This is a genomic window from SAR324 cluster bacterium, from assembly GCA_029245725.1.
GTDB lineage: Bacteria > SAR324 > SAR324 > SAR324 > NAC60-12 > JCVI-SCAAA005.
Map to the genome: position 1 here is coordinate 1 of JAQWOT010000357.1, position 18,336 is coordinate 18,336.

Genomic DNA, 18,336 nt, shown 5'->3' on the forward strand with positions numbered 1-18,336 from the left:
AACATTGCCTCACAGTTGGAGCGTCGAGTTGCTTTTCGTCGAGCAATGAAGCGGACTTTGGCAACAGCAATGCGCATGAATATTGAGGGCTGCAAGATAATGGTTGCGGGTCGGCTCAACGGAGCAGAAATGGCCCGCACCGAATGGGCCCGTGAAGGTCGAGTACGATTGCACACCCTGCGAGCCAACATCGACTATGGTTTTGCGGAGGCTCTGACAACATACGGTATTACCGGAGTGAAAGTCTGGGTCTATCGAGGGGAGAGTTTTGGTCGCAACAATTTACGCAGATCAAGAAGACGAGAGAGGTAAGCCATGATGATGCCGAAGCGGACCAAGTATCGTAAACAGATGCGTGGCCGAATGACTGGAGAATCGTACAATGCTAGTGCTGTCAGCTTTGGAGCGATCGGGCTACAGGCAACTGGAAGAGGGTATGTTAGTGCCCGCCAGATTGAAGCAGCTCGCCGGGTAATCAACCGAACCCTCAAACGTGGTGGCAAGACTTGGATTCGTATTTTCCCAGATAAGCCGATCACTAAGCGCCCTGCTGAAACTAGGATGGGTAAAGGAAAAGGTTCTGTCGATTCGTGGGTTGCACCGATTCTACCGGGGCGAGTACTTTACGAGATTGATGGTGTAGACGAAGATGTGGCAACAAAAGCACTGACTCTGGCAGGCTACAAGCTGCCGGTGAAGACCAAAATCATCAAACGCAGCTTGATCATATGAAGAACGAAGACTTCCGTGCCCTCGGGGATCAGGAAATCCATAGCAAAATTGCTGAGTTACAGGAATCACAGCTCCGCAATCGTTTCAACAAGGTACTGGGCAATTTGGAAAATACCTCGGTCATTAAGAAAAACCGATGTGATATCGCCCGCCTGAAGACCCTACTTTCTGAGCGCAAGGCATGAAAGAAAATAAGAAGACTCGTAGTGGTGTAGTTGTTAGCGACAAGATGGACAAGTCAATCGTCGTCAAAATTGAGACAGTGGTCAAACATCCACTCTATAAGCGCACGCTCCGCCGATCCAAAAAATTTAAAGCGCATGACGAACAAAATCGAGCGCGAACCGGAGACTACGTCTCAATCATTGAGTGTCGCCCGATCAGTAAGACAAAGACTTGGCGCTTGCTTTCTATTAAAGACAACACAACGGGGGCCGCATGATTCAGATGCAAAGCATTCTGGAAGTCGCTGATAATTCCGGAGCTAAACGCCTGATGTGTATTAAAGTTTTAGGAGGGTCCAAGCGACGCTACGCAGGTTTAGGCGATATCATTGTTGCCTCGGTGAAAGACTCGATACCAAACTCAAAAGTAAAATCTGGTGACGTGGTCAAAGCTGTGATTGTCCGTACCACCAAGGAGAGGCGGCGAGCAGATGGATCATATATCAAGTTTGATCGAAATGCGGCAGTGATCCTTGACAACAAACGTGAGCCAGTAGGAACTCGAATCTTTGGACCAGTCGCTCGTGAACTACGTAGCGGCAAATTCATGAAGATTTTGTCACTGGCACCAGAAGTTCTCTAATATCAATCGACGTAGAGACGTTTTATGCGTGAAAGAAAAGTATCCCGCCTGAAAGTGGGAGATGAAGTGATCGTCATTGCTGGTAAAAGCCGTGGCCTACAGGGTAAGATCAATTACGTGGATTGGAAGAAGAAGCGTGTGATCGTTGAAGGTGCCAACATGCAGACTAAGCATGCGAAAGCACAGCGTAATGGTGAACAAGGAAGCATTAAGGATGTGGAAGGCCCTATCCACGTTTCCAACGTAGCACTGCTAAACCCAGACCTTGAGAAGGGTGTGCGTTTTCGCAACACCTCTGAGAATGGGACAAAGCAACGCATCTGTGTGAAAACTGGAAAAACTCTCTAAATCAGGCCTAGCTGTGAACCTGCAACAACTCTATTCAGAGACAATTTCTCCTCAACTGAAAGAGGAATTCTCGATCCAAAATGTTCACCTGATACCCAAGATTTCTAAGGTGACGGTCAATGTTGGACTGGGTGAGGCTGTCCAAAATCCAAAGTCCATTGATCAGGCTGCCGAGCAACTAGCTCAGATTGTTGGTCAAAAGCCTGTGGTCACAAGAGCTCGCAAATCCATTGCAGGGTTCAAACTCCGTGAGGGAATGCAGATTGGTTGTATGGTGACACTGCGCCGCGAGCGAATGTGGAGCTTCTTGGATCGATTAGTACAGATTGCCCTTCCTCGTGTGAAAGATTTTCGTGGTATCTCTCCCAAAGGCTTTGACGGCAAAGGCAATTATAATTTGGGAATCAAGGAACAGCTTATTTTTCCGGAGATTGACTTCGACCAGATTGATAGAATTCGGGGTATGAACGTCTCCATCGTAACGACTGCGCAGAACGACCAACTGGCACTGAGCTTGTTGAAGGGTCTGGGCTTCCCTTTCCGAAAGTAATTCATGGCAAAAAAGGCATTAATCAACAAATGCAATCGCAAACAGCGATTTGAAGTACGTAACTACAGCCGCTGCTCCTTCTGTGGACGACCCAAAGGTTATCTGCGCCGTTTTGGAATGTGCCGTATCTGCTTCCGTCTCAAGGCCAATCAGGGCTTGATTCCTGGTGTAACTAAATCGAGCTGGTGATTCGCTATGTCTATGTCAGACCCCATTGCTGATTTATTGACCCGCATTCGTAACGCTAATCAGCGAATGCATTCTGAGACCCGGGTACCACACTCAAAGATCAAGCAGCATATGCTTGATGTACTCAAAGAAGAGGGTTTTATCACTGGCTATGAAGTGATGCCGAGCGGTGCGTTTAGAGAATTAGTAGTCCAGCTTAAATACTATGAAGGTAAACGAGTCATCAGAAACATTGAGCGTGTCAGCAAGCCAGGTTTGAGAACCTACCAGCGCTCTCAAGATCTGAAGAAAGTGCTTGGTGGACAGGGAATTTCGATTCTGTCGACTTCATATGGAGTCATGTCAGACAAGGAATGTCGCTCACGCAAAATTGGTGGAGAAGTGCTCTGCCAAGTATGGTGAGCCAGTAAAGAGGAATATATGTCACGTATCGGTAGACGCCCAATCAAAGTCCCTCAATCTGTGAAAATCCAGGTTGATGAGAACCAAATTCTGGTGACTGGACCAAAAGGGAAGCAGCAGGTTAGCCTACATGAAAAGCTGCAACTAGAACAGAAAGACGATGAGATCAAGATTCTGGCAGATTATAAAGAAGATACGATAGCGCGAACCCAGATGGGGACACTCTATTCGCTGTTGAACAATATGATCACTGGAGTCAGTACGGGCTTTCAGAAACAACTTCGTCTGGTTGGAGTTGGTTATAGAGCTGCGATCAGTGGGAAAACGCTTGAACTCAACCTAGGTTATTCCCACCCGATCAAATACGAATTGCCAGATATTGTCGATGCAAAGGTCAATGCAAACACCCAAATTGTTCTCGAATCGTGTGACAAGCAGGCGCTAGGTCAAGTTGCAGCACTGATCAAGCAGATGCGACCGCCTGAGCCTTACAAGGGCAAAGGAGTCCTGTTTGAAGGAGAGCAAATCCTGCGAAAAGCTGGAAAGAGTGGTAAGAAATAATTGAGATCCAGGTAATTATGAAGTCCATTGCTCAGAAAAAACGAGAAGCCCGATTAGCACGCCATCGTCGTGTTCGGAAAAAAGTCAGCGGCTCTGCAGAACGACCAAGACTCTGTGTTTTCAAGTCAGCACGCCATATCTATGTGCAGGCGATTGACGACTTGGGCCAAAATACGTTGGCTGCAGCCTCAACATTGGAAGCTCGTGAGCGTTTCTCAGACAAAGATGGGGTGGAGAGCGCAACACTGGTTGGGACTGACATTGCCCAACGCCTGAAAGAAAAGGGCATTGAGCAAGTTGTCTTCGATAAAGGCGGATTCATTTATCACGGACGTGTCAAGGCCTTGGCTGAAGCTGCTCGTGGCGAAGGCCTCAACTTCTGATTCTTTATAAAGGAAACTGCTTTGAATGAGAGAAGAAACGAAAGTGAACTGATCGAACGCGTGATCAAGGTCAACCGCGTTGCCAAGGTTGTTAAGGGAGGACGCCGTTTCAGCTTCAGTGCATTGGTGGTCGTCGGTGATGGTTCTGGTAAAATCGGACTAGGGCTAGGCAAGGCCAATGAGGTGACAGAAGCAATCCGTAAAGGAGTTGCAGAAGCCTCCAAGCAGATGCAGCGTGTTCGCTTGGAAGGAACTTCCATTCCCCATGAGATCATTGGGCGTTTCGGTGCTGGTTCCGTACTAATGAAGCCAGCAGAACCAGGCCATGGAATCATCGCAGCAGCAGCAGTGCGTGCAGTGATGGAATCAGTGGGGATTGCTGATATTACTGTGAAATGCCTGGGTTCACGGAACCCACATAATTTAACTCGTGCGACCATAGATGCGCTGCTAAAGCTGCGTGGTTTTGAAGAAGTCGCAAGGAGTCGAGGTAAAGAAGTCGAACACATTAGGTTCTAAAAATGAGTGCCAATCAAATCAAAGTAACACTGGTTCGCAGTGTTATTGGATCCAACGAAAAAGTCCGTGCAACTGTTCGTGGTTTGGGCTTACGAAAGACAAATAGTTCTCGCGTATTGGAGAACAGCCCGAACGTACGGGGCATGATCCGCAAAGTGCACCATCTGCTAAAAGTTGAAGAGGTAGGATAACTATGCAACTTCACGAATTGCCAAGCATCAAAAATAGCAAAAGAAAGCGAGTTGGTCGTGGTCCTGGCAGTAACTGGGGACAGACCTGTGGTAAAGGCCAGAAAGGTCAAAAATCAAGAGCTGGCTACTCAAGTAAAAGAGGCTTTGAAGGTGGCCAGATGGCAATTAGCCGTCGGCTACCCAAGTTCGGTTTTAAGCCCCTCAACAAAGTAATCAGCCGGCCTCTCAATCTAGCTTTCCTCGAATCCAACGAGCGAATTGCGAGTGGGGATACGGTGAACCGAACAAAGTTAGAGGAACTCGGTTTCATCAAGAAAGACAGCATTCCAGTTAAACTATTAGCGGAAGGCGAATTAACCAAGAAATTGACAATTGAGGTAGAACTGGCTAGCGAATCAGCGATTGAGAAGGTCCAGGCCGCAGGTGGCACGGTAACCATCGACTAATATGCTTGAGATTGTTCGAAACATCTTCCGAATTGAAGACCTACGGGACCGAATTATCTTTACGGTCCTCATGCTGCTGGTGTTCCGGATTGGGGCTCACATCCCGACTCCAGGCATCGACGGTACAGCGCTGACCGCTTTCTTTGAAGCACAGCAGGGTTCCATCCTTCGCTTCTTCAACATGTTCACGGGTGGAGCGCTGGCACGTCTGACGATCTTCGCGCTTGGGGTAATGCCCTATATCAGTGCCTCGATCATCATGCAGTTACTGACAGTAGTCTTCCCCTACTTAGAACGTCTCTCCAAAGAGGGTGAGGCGGGCCGCAAGAAAATCACTCTCTACACTCGCTACGGCACCATACTACTCAGCTTGATTCAAGGCTTCGGTATCGCTGTTGGTTTGGAGAGTATGGCTGCTCCAGATGGATCACCGGTGGTCATCTCAACGATGGACCCATGGGGCTTCCGACTGTTGACAATCATTACGCTGACAGCAGGCACGGCCTTCTTGATGTGGATCGGTGAGCAAATCAACGAACGTGGGATTGGAAACGGTATTTCACTCATCATCTTTGCCGGAATCGTAGCTGAAATACCAGGCTCAACCGTCAACGCGATTCAGTTGGTACAAGCCGGACAGATTCCTATTCTGGTACTGCTGATCACACTAGTTCTGATGGTTGTGGTCATCTTCGCTGTCGTTTTCATCGAGACTTCGTACCGCAAAATTCCCGTACAGTATGCCAAGCGAATGCAGGGCAATCGCATGTATGGTGGTCAAGCTTCACACCTTCCACTAAAAATTAATTCTGCTGGAGTGATTCCGCCTATCTTTGCTTCCTCGATATTGGCGTTTCCGGCTACAATTGCTGGTTTCACAACAACACCTTGGGTTCAGGCAATCAGTGACCAATTGCTACCTGGTCGCTTGCTACACTCTTTGCTCTTCGTGATGCTAATCTTCTTCTTCTGCTTCTTCTACACGGCGATTCAATTCAATCCGGTCAAGATTGCAGACGAGATGAAGCGTCACAACGGCTACATCCCTGGCATTCGTCCGGGTAAAAAGACAGCAGAGTATATCAATGCCGTATTAACTCGGCTAACGTTTGGCGGAGCAGTTTATCTGTCAATAATCTGTATCCTACCCAGCATCCTACTATTTGTTTTCAATGTTCCCTTCCAGTTTGGTGGAACAGCCCTACTTATTGTAGTGGGTGTTGGACTGGACTTGGTGAACCAAATTGAATCCTTCCTGCTGAACCAAAACTACGATGGCTTCATGAAGAAGACCCGTAAACGCCGTAGTCCAGGGCAGGCACAGACACTTCGCTTACGCTAGGAGATCATGGCAAGAATATCCGGTGTGGACTTACCCAGAGCTAAGCGCATTGAGGTTGCGCTGACATATATCTATGGAATTGGCCGTCCAACGGCGAACAAGATCCTCGCTACCACAGGTATTGACCGAGATACCAAGACAATGGAATTGAGTGACGAAGAAGTTGCTCGCCTGCGTAGTGCGATTGAGGGCGTATACCAAGTGGAAGGTGATCTGCGTCGGGAAATCAACTTGAACATCAAGCGTTTGATGGACTTAGGAAATTACCGGGGACTTCGACATCGTAAGGGCCTACCAGTTCGTGGCCAACGAACCAAGACCAATGCCCGAACACGCAAAGGACCGCGCAAGCTGGCAGTCAGCCGTAAGAAAAAATAATTAATTCTCCGTCTAACTCTAGGAAGAGCAGTTCATGAGCAAGGTCAAAAGAAAAAAGAAAGAGAAAAAGAATATTGAGCAAGGGATTGCTCATATTCAGGCATCGTTCAACAACACGATCGTCAGCATCTCAGACGTCCGAGGCAACATCATTTCATGGTCGAGTACGGGACTTCATGGTTTCAAAGGATCACGCAAGAGCACCCCTTTTGCTGCCAAAGTAGCTGCTGAAGACGCGATGCGAAAAGCGATTGATAATGGTTTGAAAGAAGTTCAGATCCGCGTCAAAGGTCCGGGTTCGGGTCGAGAATCTGCTCTACGTGCTTTAGCGGGATTTGAGGGTGTTCGTGTTACCAGCATTCAGGACGTAACTCCAGTTCCCCATAACGGTTGCCGACCACCGAAGCAGCGCCGAATCTGACAGAGATCGTCCCTGTCTCTCTGACCAGTACTCCCAACGGACTAGAAAATGAACGAAGAACTGCAAGAGACTGAATCAGCGGCCAATGCTGTAAACCCAGCAAGTCTGTCCACTCATGTTGGCGAAATGTTTTGGCCAGAAGCGCTCAAGGTGGAAGCCGATACTCTTAGCAACGAGTATGGACACTTTGCAGTAGAGGCCTTGGAGCCAGGCTTTGGATTGACCATTGGTCATATGTTGCGAAGAACACTGCTTTCTTCTATCCGTGGAAGCGCAGTCTTCGCAGTCCAAATTGAAGGGGTGGCACACGAGTTCACCCAACTTCCAGGAATCCTTGAAGATGTCGTCCAGATCATTCTGAATATTAAGAATCTCGATATTCAGCAATTTGAGGATGATATCATCGAATTGGAATTGATTGGTGAAGGCCCCTGCACATTGAGGGGTGAAGATATCTCTACCTTCAATAAGGCTGAGATTCTCAATCCAGATTGTGAGATCGCTCACTTGGAAGAGAACGCAACGCTGAGCATGACCCTGTATGTGCGAATGAATAAAAGTTATGTAACGGCTGAGGAGAATCAAAGTCGAGAGCTACCTGTCAATGTGATCTACCTGGATTCAAATCATTCGCCGATTAAGAGGGTAAACTATAAGATCTCCACTCAAACAGTCGATGAGCAGGAGCAAGATCAACTGGATATGGAAGTCTGGACCTCTGGGGCAGTCAACCCGATTGATAGCGTGGCTTATGCTGCCAAGATCATGAAAGAGCACATGGAAGTCTTCATCAATTTTGATCCGGAAAAACGGATTGAACCAGATGAGAATTTGGACGTTGAAGAAGCTCCGACAAACGATAATCTCTATCGCAGCGTCAGTGAGTTAGAACTCTCTGTTCGCTCCATCAACTGCCTACAGAATGCGAAAATCGAAACCATCGCAGACTTGGTGCAGAAAACAGAAGCAGAGATGCTGCGGACCAAGAACTTTGGGCGCAAATCGCTCAACGAAATCAAAACGATTTTGTCAGCTATGAACCTGTCGCTGGGAATGAAGCTAGAAAACTTCGACCCTGACGCAAATCCTGTTGAAAAAGCAAAGAAAGAGTAATCGACCATGCGACACTTGAAAGCTGGAAGAAAGCTTGGAGTTTCCTCATCACACCGCCGAGCAATGATGCGCAACATGGTGACTTCAATCCTCGAAAATGGGGAAGTCACTTGTACCCTAGCCCGAGCCAAAGAGGTTCGTGCTCCCTTAGAGAAGATGATTACCTTTGCCAAACGTGGCGATCTACACGCCCGACGCCAGGTCCTGCGCTTTGTGAAGAGCAAGCTGGCGATGGAAAACCTCTTTGGAGAGATAGCTGAGCGCTATAAGGAACGCCCTGGAGGCTACTGTCGTGTGATCAAGTTGGCCAAGCGCCGTTTGGGTGATGCTTCCGAAATGGCTATTGTGCAGTTGGTTGGAAGTGAAAACGATGTACTCAGTGCCCTCAAAAAAACCAAGAGTCGTAAAGCTGCCAAGCCACAACCGGCTCCATCATTACTTGACGAAGTCAGCACTCAGGTCAACGAGCCAAAGGCTGAATTAGAAACAGAAAAAACCACCTGATCTTGCCTCGGGCATTTCCTATGCCTGCACCTCACACTGTGGGAAGGGCCAAGGTGTATGTTGAGACGCTCGGTTGTTCGAAAAACCGGGTGGACTCAGAAATCATGCTCCACCACCTTTCCCAAAATCACTACACACTCACGCTCGAACCACGGGAAGCTGACGCTATCGTTGTCAACACCTGTGCCTTCCTGACTTCAGCTACCGAAGAATCTGTCCAGCGCATTCTTGAGCTAAGTGAGTTCAAAGAGACTGGACGCTGTTCCACATTGGTGGCAGCAGGTTGTTTAAGTCAGCGCTATCGTGAAGACTTACTGAAAGAACTCCCAGAACTAGATGCTTTGCTAGGCTCTCAGGATTTCAGTGAAATTGTTCCTTTGTTGGATCAGGTGCGCAGAGAGCCAGGCAAGCAGCACTCTTTTGTTCAGCCCAAGCCACACTACCAGCAATTTGAGGAGCAGGAAAAGCGACAGTCCACTCCTCATCATTTTGCTTATGTTAAGATTGCGGAAGGTTGCTCGAATATGTGCTCTTTCTGCAACATTCCAATGTTGCGGGGATTGCTGAGTAGCCGCAGTATCCCATCCATCGTAAACGAGATTCAACAGTTAGTGAGCAGAGGGGTTAAGGAAATCAATCTGATCTCACAGGACACTTCTTCCTTCGGTAGAGATCGAGGCCAGTTGGAACTTGCGGAGTTACTGCGTTCCATCAGTGCTTTGGAAGGTGATTTTTGGGTTCGTCTTTTCTACTGCTATCCCAACACCTTTACAAATGATGCCTTGGCAGCCTTTGCTGCGGACAAGCGATTCTGTGCTTATCTAGACATGCCCTTTCAGCACATCGAAGACAGTGTCCTACGCAAGATGAACCGCAAGATCAATCGTTTACAGATCGAGCAGAAGATGCAGGAAGTAAAAAGAATTCTCCCAGAGGTGGCCTGGCGAACAACCTTCATTGTTGGCTTCCCGACAGAGACAGAAGAGGCCTTTGAGGAACTCTTGGAATTTGTAGCAGCAGGACATTTCACTCACGTGGGTGTGTTCACCTATTCTCCAGAAGATAACATTCGTTCAGCGCGCTTGGGTAACCCTGTTCCTAATGTGGTTAAGCACGAACGCAAGCAACGCCTGATGGAGGCACAGCGCCAGGTTAGCCAACAACGTAATCAGGCTAGAGTAGGACAGGTCTTGCCCGTCTTGGTGGATGGTTATGCAGAAGAGATAGAGCTATTGTTACAGGGCAGAGCTTCGTTTCAGGGACCAGAAGTAGATGGGTTGGTCTATATCAATGAGGGTAACGCGCGCCCGGGAACTTTCCACTCTGTGGAGATCACCGAAGCGCATGACTATGATCTGGTCGGTAAAATCATCGAATAGGGAATCATGTCAGGACACAGTAAGTGGAGCACGATCAAGTACAAGAAGGCTGCCCAGGATGCCAAGCGAGGCAAGCTCTTCACCAAATTGATCAAGGAGGTTACAGTGGCGGCACGAGTGGGGGGTGGAGACATCGATGCCAATCCTCGGTTACGCACTGCGGTAGCAAATGCGCGGGGTCAGTCGATGCCGATGGACAATATCATGCGGGCAATCAAGAAAGCAATTGGAGAAGGTGAAGGTGATAACTACGAGGAGATTGTCTACGAAGGGTACGGCCCACACAACGTGGCAATCATTGTTGAAGCGATGACCGATAATCGCAACCGTACGATTGCGTCCATTCGCTATGCGTTCAACAAATCGGGTGGTAGTTTGGGTTCCACTAACTCTGTGCAATACATGTTTGATCGACTTGGACAAATCACGATTGAGAAAGACAAGATCAGCGAAGATGCACTGACAGAATTTATTCTGGAAGCAGGTGCAGAGGATCTGAATACGGAAGACCCAGAAAACTACGAGGTCTACACAAGCATTGCTGATTTGGAGCAGGTACGTAGTTTCTTGGAAGAGAATTCTGTACTGATGCAGCACTCTGGTATCATTTGGAATCCACAAAACCGGATTGCTATTGAAGATGCTCAGAAGGCAGAGCAGGTCATTCGCCTGATTGAGATGCTGGAAGATGATGACGATGTCCAGCAGGTCTATTCCAATTTCGACATTAGTGAGGAAGTGGTCACTCAGTTAGCGTCCTGAAGCATGAGAATTCTAGGGATTGATCCAGGTAGTCGTCGTACGGGCTATGGTCTAATTGAAGCGACTCCTCAGCACAATCGCTACATCTCTAGTGGTTGTATCCGCCTGCCAGAATCGAAATCTTTAGCGGAACGTTTGGTTCTTCTAGGTGATGCTCTTGGAGACTTGATTCAGCAGTGGCAACCGGATTGTGGAGTTGTCGAAGAAGTCTTCTTTGCAAAGCACCCCCGCTCTGCCTTGGTGCTGGGGCATGTGCGAGGAGTCGTGCTACTGGAACTGGGACGTCGGCAGGTTCGTCTACACGAGTATGCGCCGAGACAGGTCAAGCAATCCCTGGTAGGAACTGGTAGTGCCCAGAAAGAGCAGATCCAGCACATGGTCCGTATGCTGCTGAACCTCCGATCTCGTCCACTCCAAGAAGACGAAGCCGATGCGTTGGCCGTTTCCCTCACCCACGCCCATATCCTTCCGTTGCAGCAACGTTTGCAGCGTCTTCCGTGATATTTCCCCCGTCTACCGTAGTGTCTGCAAGAAACAGAATGGGCTTGGCAAGACTGTGCCTACCACTGTAAAAGCTGAATCCTGTTTGTTTTTCTGGCAGAGCCTTGCTAGGCTAATAGTCCAAGTTTTTGCTTATCTTTGTCAGGAACTCCCAATGTCTGAGAAACACTCGATTGTCATTGAAGAGTACCTCCTGCTGCTATACCAGTTGCGAGGTGCTGGAGAGCGCCTCAAGGCCGTCACCCTAGCACAGCGTCTCAAGAGCAGTGCCCCAACGGTACACGCTACCCTACAGCGTATGCAGCGAGATGATCTGATCCAGATGGATGACAAGAAAGAGATAGGCCTGACCAGAGAAGGAGAGCGTCTCGCCTGTGACATTGCCTTTCGCCACAATCTTGCCGAATATTTCCTCTGCAATACTCTGGGGATCCCCTGGTACGAAGTACACAAGTATGCTCATCAACTCGAACATGCGATGACTCCCACGGTTGTCGATAAACTGGCCGCCTTTCTCAACTATCCAGAGACCTGCCCTCACGGGACGCCGATGCCCGGTCATTCTCTACCAGAGGACTGTTTCACCCTGGATCAGGCAGAAGAAGACATGATGGTAGAGATCATGATGATTGCCGAGGAATTGCTCAAGATTCTGTACACCCAGCAGGTGATTTCAGGTCAGGAGCACCAAGTGATTTCCCGTGCTGACGTGATGAGTTCAATGACTCTCCAGCAGGAAGAACAACAGGCCATTCTTCCCTTCCACGTTGCCAACAAAATCCATGTGGTTCAGGTCGAAGACTGACGTGAGCAGTACTGCCCTTCAAACCGATAGCAATCTGCACCAACAGGTTTTTCACAGCCTTCGTGAAGTCCCCCTAGAGTCCTGGAATCGACTGATTGGAGATGCTTTCCCCTTCGCTGAATACGACTATCTGCTTGCGCTGGAAGAAGGGCACTGCGTCGGAATTGAACCCGGGTGGGAACCTCGCTACCTGACGCTCTGGGAAGGGGGACAGCTACAGGCCGCCTGTTACCTGTACCGGAAAACCAACAGCAATGGGGAATACATCTTTGACTGGGACTGGGCGAACGCCTACCAACGTTATGGTCAACGCTATTTCCCCAAACTCACCTCAGCCGTACCCTTTACTCCAGCAACGGGCCCCAAACTACTAGTTGCGGCAGATGCATCCAATCCCAGAGAACTTCAGCAGCAATTACTCGCCAGTACCCTGGAGTTGACCAAGCAGGAAGGCTGTTCGTCTCTGCACTTTCTTTTTATTCCTGCAGAGGAGCAGGAAATCTATGAAGCAGCTGGTTTACTATTGCGACATAGCTTTCAATTTCATTGGCAGAATCAGGGTTATGGAAGCTTTGAAGACTTCCTCAGTCGACTCAGAAGCAAACGCCGCAAGGAGATTCTGCGAGAACGTCGGCAGGTGCAGGAACAAGGGTTGGAGGTAATCCTGCTTCGAGGAGAGGAGATTGAGCCGAAGCTCTGCCGAGTGATGTATGACTTCTACTTAACTACGATTGATCGCAAGTGGGCGATGCCTTACTTGAGTTATGAGTTTTTTCAGTACATCTTCACACATTTTCGAGATCAATTGGTGCTTGCCCTCGCCCGCAAGCAGGGGAGATGGGTGGCCGGTACGATCAATTATCACAAAGGACCACATCTCTTTGGACGCTACTGGGGCTGTCGGCAGGACTTTCGGAGCCTGCACTTTGAGCTCTGCTATTACCGCCTGATTGAGTACGCGATTGAACAAGGTGTGCAGCGTTTTGAAGCTGGTGCTCAGGGAGCACACAAGATCCAGCGAGGTTTCTTACCCAATCTGACCTACAGCGCTCACTGGATTGCCTATCCTGCCTTTCATCGGGCGATTGGGGAATTCATTGAGGAAGAGAAGCGTTTGATTCAGAGCAATATCGAAGACAATCCGGAACTCTCACCTTATCGTCAGGAAACCTGACTGTTCCACGCTCACCAGCGCAGCAACGCAGCTTCTGCACAAAAGCCTGGCCCCATTGAGAGCATCATGCCCCAGTCACCTGGCTCAGCTATCCTGCCGCGTAGCCATTCTTCCAGAATAATCAGCACAGAGGTTGAGGAGAGATTACCAATCTCAGCAAGACTTTGACGCGTTCGGTTCAGTGTTCCTGCTGGTAATGCCAGCCCTTCTTCCAGCGCGTCAATCACCTTGGGACCTCCGGGATGACTGACCCAGTGACAGATATTACTAAATTCTAAGTTGTGCTGGGCGAGGAAATTCTTCAGGGGTCCAGGTAGCATCTCACGGGTATAATGAGGAACACCTGGAGAGAGAACGATCTTGAGGCCGGATGCACTGATTTTCCAGCCCATTATCTCTTCAGAATCTGGAAAGAAGACCGAACAGGAGTCCATTACACTCACAGGTGCGGCTGGAGCTAGAGGATGCTCGTCACCAACGAGCAGTGCAGCTGCAGCCCCATCACCAAAGAGGCCACTGGCAATCAGATTTGCTACAGACAAGTCCTGCTTCTGTAAAGTCAGGGAGCAGAGTTCCACTGAAAGCAGCAAAGCGGCATGGGTGGGGTAAGCCCGGAGGTAGTCAGCACAACGGGCAATCCCAGCGGTTCCAGCCAAACAACCCAGTCCAAACAGTGGGATTCGTCGAGTCGTCGGTGCAAACGGTAGTCGGTTCATCAGGCGGGCTTCCAGCGAAGGCACTGCGATTCCTGTCACCGTTGTACTCATCAACAACTGGACTTGGTCGGCTGCTAGCTGAGCTTGATCCAGTACTTGCCGAACTACTTGCTCACCGAGATGCAGGGCTTCTTCCTGCCAGATCTGGTTGGTTTGGGTGAAGGAGTTGAAGTGATGGTACTCTTCCAGCGGTCGAGCTAGGTAGCGCCCTTGGACCTGAACGTTACGCTGCAAGCGATCAAAAATCGCTACATCGAGTCCCTGATCCTGCCAAGCAATGCGCAGGGCTGAACTCAGTTCATCTTGAGAACAGTAATGGGGAGGGAAGGCATGGGCGAGTGCCAGGATTCGAGGCATTCGCAGTAGGATTATTTCTTGGTCTGGATCTTTCGGCCGTTGTCCCGTTCCAAGTTATAGACTGGGGGCTTGCGGACGTAGCGTAGGAAGTCGTAGCCATCGTCCTCAGGAACTTCAAGAATTTCGTACTCTTCGTGCCCCGGATCGATGTATTCGGTGTGGGTTCGCCACTGGTACTTGGTGTCATCCAACTGATTTTGAATGATCCACTCTTCAATCTCTTCCTGACTGCCCTCGACATAGATTTCCTTCTTCAACAGTACGATCTGCCGCTTCTGCACGATACATACTTTTGTCATAGTAGACTCCTGTCTGACGAAATGGAAGATTTTGGCGACGCGGAAGATGATTGCTCAAACCAGAATACGTCTGGATGGAGGGACAATCAGATCATCTAGGAAATCACCTTAACGGAAATTTTTTAGGGCCGCAAGGCGTTCATCAGGATGTTTTTTTACGATTGCTGATCTGATGAAAAGCTACTTGTTGTCAAGTGGTAAGTTGATCACTCTCAACGGTTGGTTGGCAATCTGGGTAGTTGGCGACCGTTAGCACTCTCAAACCACCAGCGTTCCAGTAACAGGTGAGGAGAGGAGGGGTTGTTCATCCGGATTTCCAGCCACTGTGAGGGTAGAAATGATTGCTCAGTAGCCATCGTCTGAGTGTGTCGTTCCACAATACTGGTTGACCGAGTTGGATCCCAATACTGTAATCCTAGCGTCAAGGAATGGATCTCCCAGTCTGAACTGCCATTATAGAGACGGAAGACCAACTCACTACCGAGATCCTGCAACAGTTCACCGTTCAGTTGGTTAAGTGCCTGGTTGGGTAGGATCCCCGGCTTGCTTTGAGCAGGCAGTCCGGCTCCTCCATTGGCATTTGGAAACTTGCTACGACAAGCATCTAGAATGGCCTGGGCCGCAATGTCGCTCTGCACTCCCTTCATGTTGTTAAGGATGCAGTCCTCATAATTCTGTTGGCCAGCGTTGCCCAGAATTCCAGCCATAGGGAGCAATTGTGCCTTGGCTGGAGAGCTGAAACCCAAGCAGCTTACAACAGCAAGTATGCCGAGTAGTACCAGCTGGATAGGAAGCGTACTCATCTGATTACTAAAACGAAGCATAACTCAGAGCAGCGCTTCCAGCGCCTGGATCAGTTCCGGATCGCTCGGAGTTGTTCTTGGGGCAAAGCGATGCTTTACTTCACCTTCTTGGTTTATTAGGAATTTCTCGAAGTTCCAGGTGATCTTTCCTGGAAATGCGGCGGTTGGTCCGGTCACAAGCGTATAAAGCGGGTGTTGGTTTGTTCCATAGACCTCTAGCTTGGCAAAGATGGGAAACGTCACTCTATAATTAAGATTACAAAACTGTCGGATTTCTTGGGCAGTTCCTGGTTCTTGCTGTCCAAACTGATTGCAAGGAAAGCCCATCACGCTGAAGCCCTGTTCTTGATAGCGCTGGTGCAACTCTTCGAGTCCCTTGTATTGTGGGGTCTTACCACAGTGACTTGCCACATTAACCAGCAGCAAAACCTTGCCGGCGTAGTCTGAGAGAGAGCGTTCGTTACCTTCTAGATCAGCTAGTTGTAGTGCATGAAGTTCGGACATTTATAGTTCCTTTGGAAAAAAAGTAAATCAGTTTGAAGGTGGGTTTTTTAACATAATTTTCTATTTTGCGATAAGCGTTGAGCATAGGCAACTCTTGGGACGTAAAAGACTGATGATTTTTTAGTTGGTTAGTACGGTAAGTCTTCGCCAATCAAATCAGTGGTCGTAAGTGGATTTGTTGGAGCGTGCTTGCAACTGTAGAGTAACTTCGTAAGCTGAATGTTCTTCACAAATCTTTGATTCACCTCATGCTGTGGTTTATCCATGCTCTATCATACGATGGTCGCCGTTCACGTGACCGCTGTTTGTCTCGTTGTTGGAACTCTGTTCGTACAGTCCCTTGCGGTAGTTTTTCGTTTTCGGATGACTGAAGATGCCCAGATTGCCGGAGCCCAGTGGATTCAGCATCGAATCTACAAGTTCATCTATTACCCAATCCTGGGGATTGCCGTGGCAACGGGTCTATACCTAGCAACGATCACAGGAGCTTTCAGCAATGGGCTCTGGTTGCACTACAAACTGGTTGGCCTATTACTGCTGATTGTTTTCGGATTCCTGAATGGAATGCAGATTCTCAAACGTGACCTACCTAAGCCAATGGCAATGTTCGTTCATATTGGCATTTTTTGTACATCCGTCTTCATGGTCTACATGGCTTCTGCCAAGCCATTCTGATGAGATGTCTGTAATCTCTGGGTCAATGATGCTGCTGGAATTCCTTTGCTAACGCGGGACTTGCTGCGATTCCGTAGTCGTAAGGGAAGAATCTATCCTCAATTTTTGGATCCAGATGATGTTCTTTTGCAGAGAGCCGCGGAAGCCCTCGTAGAAGTTTTTCGTCAGGCTTCCACAGGCGGCTCGACGCGTCAGGAACTTACCAAAAAAACCTCACTCCAATTGCAAAGCCAGCAACTCGATAATCCAATAGGACGTGGGTTGGAAAAGCTGCTGCTGGATCGATCTGAATTTGACACCGGAGATCCAGCGGAACAGCAGCGTTTCCGAGAGTTGATCTTCATCCAGGCGCGTCAAGCCTTGCGTGAAGAAGCCAAAGCCTTGAATCCCAGTCTTCAAGAGTTTTGGAAGCGTGTCGAGATTCTGCGAAGTCAACCGGTTGCACAGATTCAGGAAGCTCTTTACGCAGACCTACCGGCTCAGCAGCGCTTATTGCAGTTCTCGTCTATTGGAGCAGAGGCCCTACTCCATCGCTACAACTGCGCCCAGGTACAAGGGCTCCTGCTGAATTCAGAAGCTCTGGAACTGCGCTTAGAACACCCAGATCCTGGACCGTTGCGCCAGCTGTGCAAGTACCTACGCTTTCACCAATTGCTGGCCCAGATCACAACAGAAGAACAGGGCATCTTTCAACTTCGGATCGATGGTCCACTGAGCCTGTTCTACAAAACTCAGAAGTACGGACTGCAATTGGCCAATTTCTTCCCCGCAATCCTGCAACAGAAGAACTGGCAGTTACGAGCTACGGTCTGCTTCCGACAGAAGCCACCGCTTCAGTTACAACTGGATCCGAGTTATGGAATCCGTTCGCACTACCAACAATTCCACGATTATGTGCCTCCAGAATTTCAACAGATTGGTGACCGCTTAAAGGAGCGTCTACCAGAGTGGCGGTTGGAGCTTGCCGGTAGCTTTGTACCGTTGCCAGGCGATCGCTACTGCTTTCCAGATTTTGTCCTGCAGCATCAGACAGGAGCTTCGGTTGCTCTTGAGCTCTTTCATGGTTGGCACGCAGGTCCGCTTAGACAGCGACTACAGCAATTGGAGGAGGTTCAAGGAGTTCCCTTGTTGTTAGGCATCAGCAATAGCCTCTCGAAGAATCCGGAGCTTAGTGTTGCCTTGGAGACTTCCAGTTATTTCAAGACCTTTGGTTTTTCCTTTCGAGAACTGCCAACGGTCGATAAGCTCACTAAAGCGTTGAAATCCTGGTGGGGTGTAACTCAGCGGTAGGCACAAGCTCTCTTTCAGGAAGTGACTCAGGGCCGATAGATTCGACCAACCGGACTGACTCGTACTTGGTGTGTCCAATCCTCCAACTGTAGGGTCAAGGTTCCTCCGACAGCAAAGCCACTAGCACTGAAAGACGGCCAGCGAGTGGCAGTAACCGATACGCCTTCCGGTAGTACTTCCCAAAG

Annotated in this window: 30 protein-coding genes; 26 read left to right on the plus strand and 4 right to left on the minus strand. The window is 49.0% G+C overall.

From position 1 onward, the window contains the following. The 24 genes from rpsC to P8O70_19585 form a co-directional block, all read left to right on the plus strand. A partial coding sequence (rpsC, locus tag P8O70_19470) for a 30S ribosomal protein S3 (GenBank protein ID MDG2199019.1) occupies positions 1 to 312 on the plus strand: 312 nt, incomplete at its 5' end. 3 nt (positions 313 to 315) lie between these two features. Further along, positions 316 to 732 (plus strand): 50S ribosomal protein L16, encoded by a 417-nt coding sequence (gene rplP, locus P8O70_19475; GenBank protein ID MDG2199020.1) that lies wholly within the window; start codon positions 316 to 318, stop codon positions 730 to 732. Then, positions 729 to 917 (plus strand): 50S ribosomal protein L29, encoded by a 189-nt coding sequence (rpmC, locus tag P8O70_19480; GenBank protein MDG2199021.1) that lies wholly within the window; start codon positions 729 to 731, stop codon positions 915 to 917. Before rplP ends, rpmC begins: the two co-directional genes overlap by 4 nt. Beyond that, positions 914 to 1,174: a 30S ribosomal protein S17 gene (gene rpsQ, locus P8O70_19485; GenBank protein MDG2199022.1), complete on the plus strand. Its 261-nt coding sequence runs from the start codon at positions 914 to 916 to the stop codon at positions 1,172 to 1,174. Before rpmC ends, rpsQ begins: the two co-directional genes overlap by 4 nt. Beyond that, positions 1,171 to 1,539, plus strand: a complete 369-nt coding sequence (gene rplN / locus P8O70_19490; GenBank protein ID MDG2199023.1) for a 50S ribosomal protein L14 — start codon at positions 1,171 to 1,173, stop codon at positions 1,537 to 1,539. The genes rpsQ and rplN overlap by 4 nt, the downstream gene beginning before the upstream one ends. A 24-nt stretch (positions 1,540 to 1,563) precedes the next feature. After that, positions 1,564 to 1,887: a 50S ribosomal protein L24 gene (gene rplX, locus P8O70_19495; protein ID MDG2199024.1), complete on the plus strand. Its 324-nt coding sequence runs from the start codon at positions 1,564 to 1,566 to the stop codon at positions 1,885 to 1,887. Positions 1,888 to 1,900: 13 nt separating this feature from the next. Beyond that, positions 1,901 to 2,437 carry a 50S ribosomal protein L5 gene (gene rplE, locus P8O70_19500; GenBank protein ID MDG2199025.1) on the plus strand — a complete coding sequence of 179 codons (537 nt, stop codon included), beginning with the start codon at positions 1,901 to 1,903 and terminating at the stop codon, positions 2,435 to 2,437. 3 nt (positions 2,438 to 2,440) lie between these two features. Then, positions 2,441 to 2,626 carry a type Z 30S ribosomal protein S14 gene (locus P8O70_19505; GenBank protein ID MDG2199026.1) on the plus strand — a complete coding sequence of 62 codons (186 nt, stop codon included), beginning with the start codon at positions 2,441 to 2,443 and terminating at the stop codon, positions 2,624 to 2,626. A 6-nt stretch (positions 2,627 to 2,632) separates the two neighbouring features. Then, entirely contained in the window at positions 2,633 to 3,028 is a 396-nt protein-coding gene (rpsH, locus tag P8O70_19510) for a 30S ribosomal protein S8 (protein ID MDG2199027.1), read from the plus strand. Between the two features lie 18 nt (positions 3,029 to 3,046). After that, on the plus strand, positions 3,047 to 3,589 hold the full coding sequence (rplF, locus tag P8O70_19515; protein ID MDG2199028.1) for a 50S ribosomal protein L6: 543 nt from the start codon (positions 3,047 to 3,049) through the stop codon (positions 3,587 to 3,589). A 17-nt stretch (positions 3,590 to 3,606) separates the two neighbouring features. After that, positions 3,607 to 3,972, plus strand: coding sequence for a 50S ribosomal protein L18 (gene rplR / locus P8O70_19520; GenBank protein ID MDG2199029.1), 366 nt, complete (start codon positions 3,607 to 3,609; stop codon positions 3,970 to 3,972). A gap of 21 nt (positions 3,973 to 3,993) precedes the next feature. Then, positions 3,994 to 4,491, plus strand: a complete 498-nt coding sequence (gene rpsE / locus P8O70_19525; protein ID MDG2199030.1) for a 30S ribosomal protein S5 — start codon at positions 3,994 to 3,996, stop codon at positions 4,489 to 4,491. A 2-nt stretch (positions 4,492 to 4,493) separates the two neighbouring features. Further along, the gene (gene rpmD / locus P8O70_19530) at positions 4,494 to 4,682 is read left to right on the plus strand and encodes a 50S ribosomal protein L30 (GenBank protein ID MDG2199031.1); all 189 of its coding nucleotides are present in this window, start codon (positions 4,494 to 4,496) and stop codon (positions 4,680 to 4,682) included. A 2-nt stretch (positions 4,683 to 4,684) separates the two neighbouring features. Continuing rightward, positions 4,685 to 5,128 (plus strand): 50S ribosomal protein L15, encoded by a 444-nt coding sequence (gene rplO / locus P8O70_19535; GenBank protein MDG2199032.1) that lies wholly within the window; start codon positions 4,685 to 4,687, stop codon positions 5,126 to 5,128. Position 5,129: 1 nt separating this feature from the next. Further along, on the plus strand, positions 5,130 to 6,470 hold the full coding sequence (gene secY / locus P8O70_19540; GenBank protein ID MDG2199033.1) for a preprotein translocase subunit SecY: 1,341 nt from the start codon (positions 5,130 to 5,132) through the stop codon (positions 6,468 to 6,470). Between the two features lie 6 nt (positions 6,471 to 6,476). Continuing rightward, on the plus strand, positions 6,477 to 6,848 hold the full coding sequence (rpsM, locus tag P8O70_19545) for a 30S ribosomal protein S13 (protein ID MDG2199034.1): 372 nt from the start codon (positions 6,477 to 6,479) through the stop codon (positions 6,846 to 6,848). 34 nt (positions 6,849 to 6,882) lie between these two features. After that, entirely contained in the window at positions 6,883 to 7,269 is a 387-nt protein-coding gene (gene rpsK / locus P8O70_19550) for a 30S ribosomal protein S11 (protein MDG2199035.1), read from the plus strand. 48 nt (positions 7,270 to 7,317) lie between these two features. After that, positions 7,318 to 8,382: a DNA-directed RNA polymerase subunit alpha gene (locus P8O70_19555; GenBank protein MDG2199036.1), complete on the plus strand. Its 1,065-nt coding sequence runs from the start codon at positions 7,318 to 7,320 to the stop codon at positions 8,380 to 8,382. A 6-nt stretch (positions 8,383 to 8,388) separates the two neighbouring features. Next, positions 8,389 to 8,886: a 50S ribosomal protein L17 gene (gene rplQ / locus P8O70_19560; GenBank protein ID MDG2199037.1), complete on the plus strand. Its 498-nt coding sequence runs from the start codon at positions 8,389 to 8,391 to the stop codon at positions 8,884 to 8,886. A gap of 20 nt (positions 8,887 to 8,906) precedes the next feature. After that, positions 8,907 to 10,265 carry a 30S ribosomal protein S12 methylthiotransferase RimO gene (rimO, locus tag P8O70_19565; protein MDG2199038.1) on the plus strand — a complete coding sequence of 453 codons (1,359 nt, stop codon included), beginning with the start codon at positions 8,907 to 8,909 and terminating at the stop codon, positions 10,263 to 10,265. A gap of 6 nt (positions 10,266 to 10,271) precedes the next feature. After that, complete coding sequence (locus P8O70_19570) at positions 10,272 to 11,027, plus strand: YebC/PmpR family DNA-binding transcriptional regulator (GenBank protein MDG2199039.1); 756 nt, start codon at positions 10,272 to 10,274, stop codon at positions 11,025 to 11,027. A gap of 3 nt (positions 11,028 to 11,030) precedes the next feature. Continuing rightward, complete coding sequence (ruvC, locus tag P8O70_19575; GenBank protein MDG2199040.1) at positions 11,031 to 11,528, plus strand: crossover junction endodeoxyribonuclease RuvC; 498 nt, start codon at positions 11,031 to 11,033, stop codon at positions 11,526 to 11,528. Positions 11,529 to 11,682: 154 nt separating this feature from the next. Beyond that, positions 11,683 to 12,333 (plus strand): metal-dependent transcriptional regulator, encoded by a 651-nt coding sequence (locus P8O70_19580; GenBank protein ID MDG2199041.1) that lies wholly within the window; start codon positions 11,683 to 11,685, stop codon positions 12,331 to 12,333. Position 12,334: 1 nt separating this feature from the next. Next, positions 12,335 to 13,507 (plus strand): GNAT family N-acetyltransferase, encoded by a 1,173-nt coding sequence (locus tag P8O70_19585; GenBank protein MDG2199042.1) that lies wholly within the window; start codon positions 12,335 to 12,337, stop codon positions 13,505 to 13,507. An 11-nt stretch (positions 13,508 to 13,518) separates the two neighbouring features. On the opposite strand, the gene P8O70_19590 is transcribed toward P8O70_19585, so the two are convergent. From P8O70_19590 to P8O70_19605, 4 genes are all read right to left on the minus strand, one after another. Next, a complete protein-coding gene (locus tag P8O70_19590) occupies positions 13,519 to 14,580 on the minus strand; it encodes a 3-oxoacyl-[acyl-carrier-protein] synthase III C-terminal domain-containing protein (GenBank protein ID MDG2199043.1) in 1,062 nt (353 codons plus the stop codon). Positions 14,581 to 14,591: 11 nt separating this feature from the next. Further along, complete coding sequence (locus P8O70_19595; GenBank protein MDG2199044.1) at positions 14,592 to 14,879, minus strand: hypothetical protein; 288 nt, start codon at positions 14,877 to 14,879, stop codon at positions 14,592 to 14,594. Positions 14,880 to 15,091: 212 nt separating this feature from the next. Further along, positions 15,092 to 15,682, minus strand: a complete 591-nt coding sequence (locus P8O70_19600) for a hypothetical protein (protein ID MDG2199045.1) — start codon at positions 15,680 to 15,682, stop codon at positions 15,092 to 15,094. A gap of 24 nt (positions 15,683 to 15,706) precedes the next feature. Continuing rightward, positions 15,707 to 16,186 carry a glutathione peroxidase gene (locus P8O70_19605; protein ID MDG2199046.1) on the minus strand — a complete coding sequence of 160 codons (480 nt, stop codon included), beginning with the start codon at positions 16,184 to 16,186 and terminating at the stop codon, positions 15,707 to 15,709. Between the two features lie 264 nt (positions 16,187 to 16,450). Between P8O70_19605 and P8O70_19610 the strand changes: the two genes are divergently transcribed. Both P8O70_19610 and P8O70_19615 read left to right on the plus strand, forming a co-directional pair. Then, positions 16,451 to 16,861, plus strand: coding sequence for a SirB2 family protein (locus P8O70_19610; protein MDG2199047.1), 411 nt, complete (start codon positions 16,451 to 16,453; stop codon positions 16,859 to 16,861). A 45-nt stretch (positions 16,862 to 16,906) separates the two neighbouring features. Further along, entirely contained in the window at positions 16,907 to 18,151 is a 1,245-nt protein-coding gene (locus P8O70_19615; protein MDG2199048.1) for a DUF790 family protein, read from the plus strand. Positions 18,152 to 18,336: the final 185 nt, after the last annotated feature.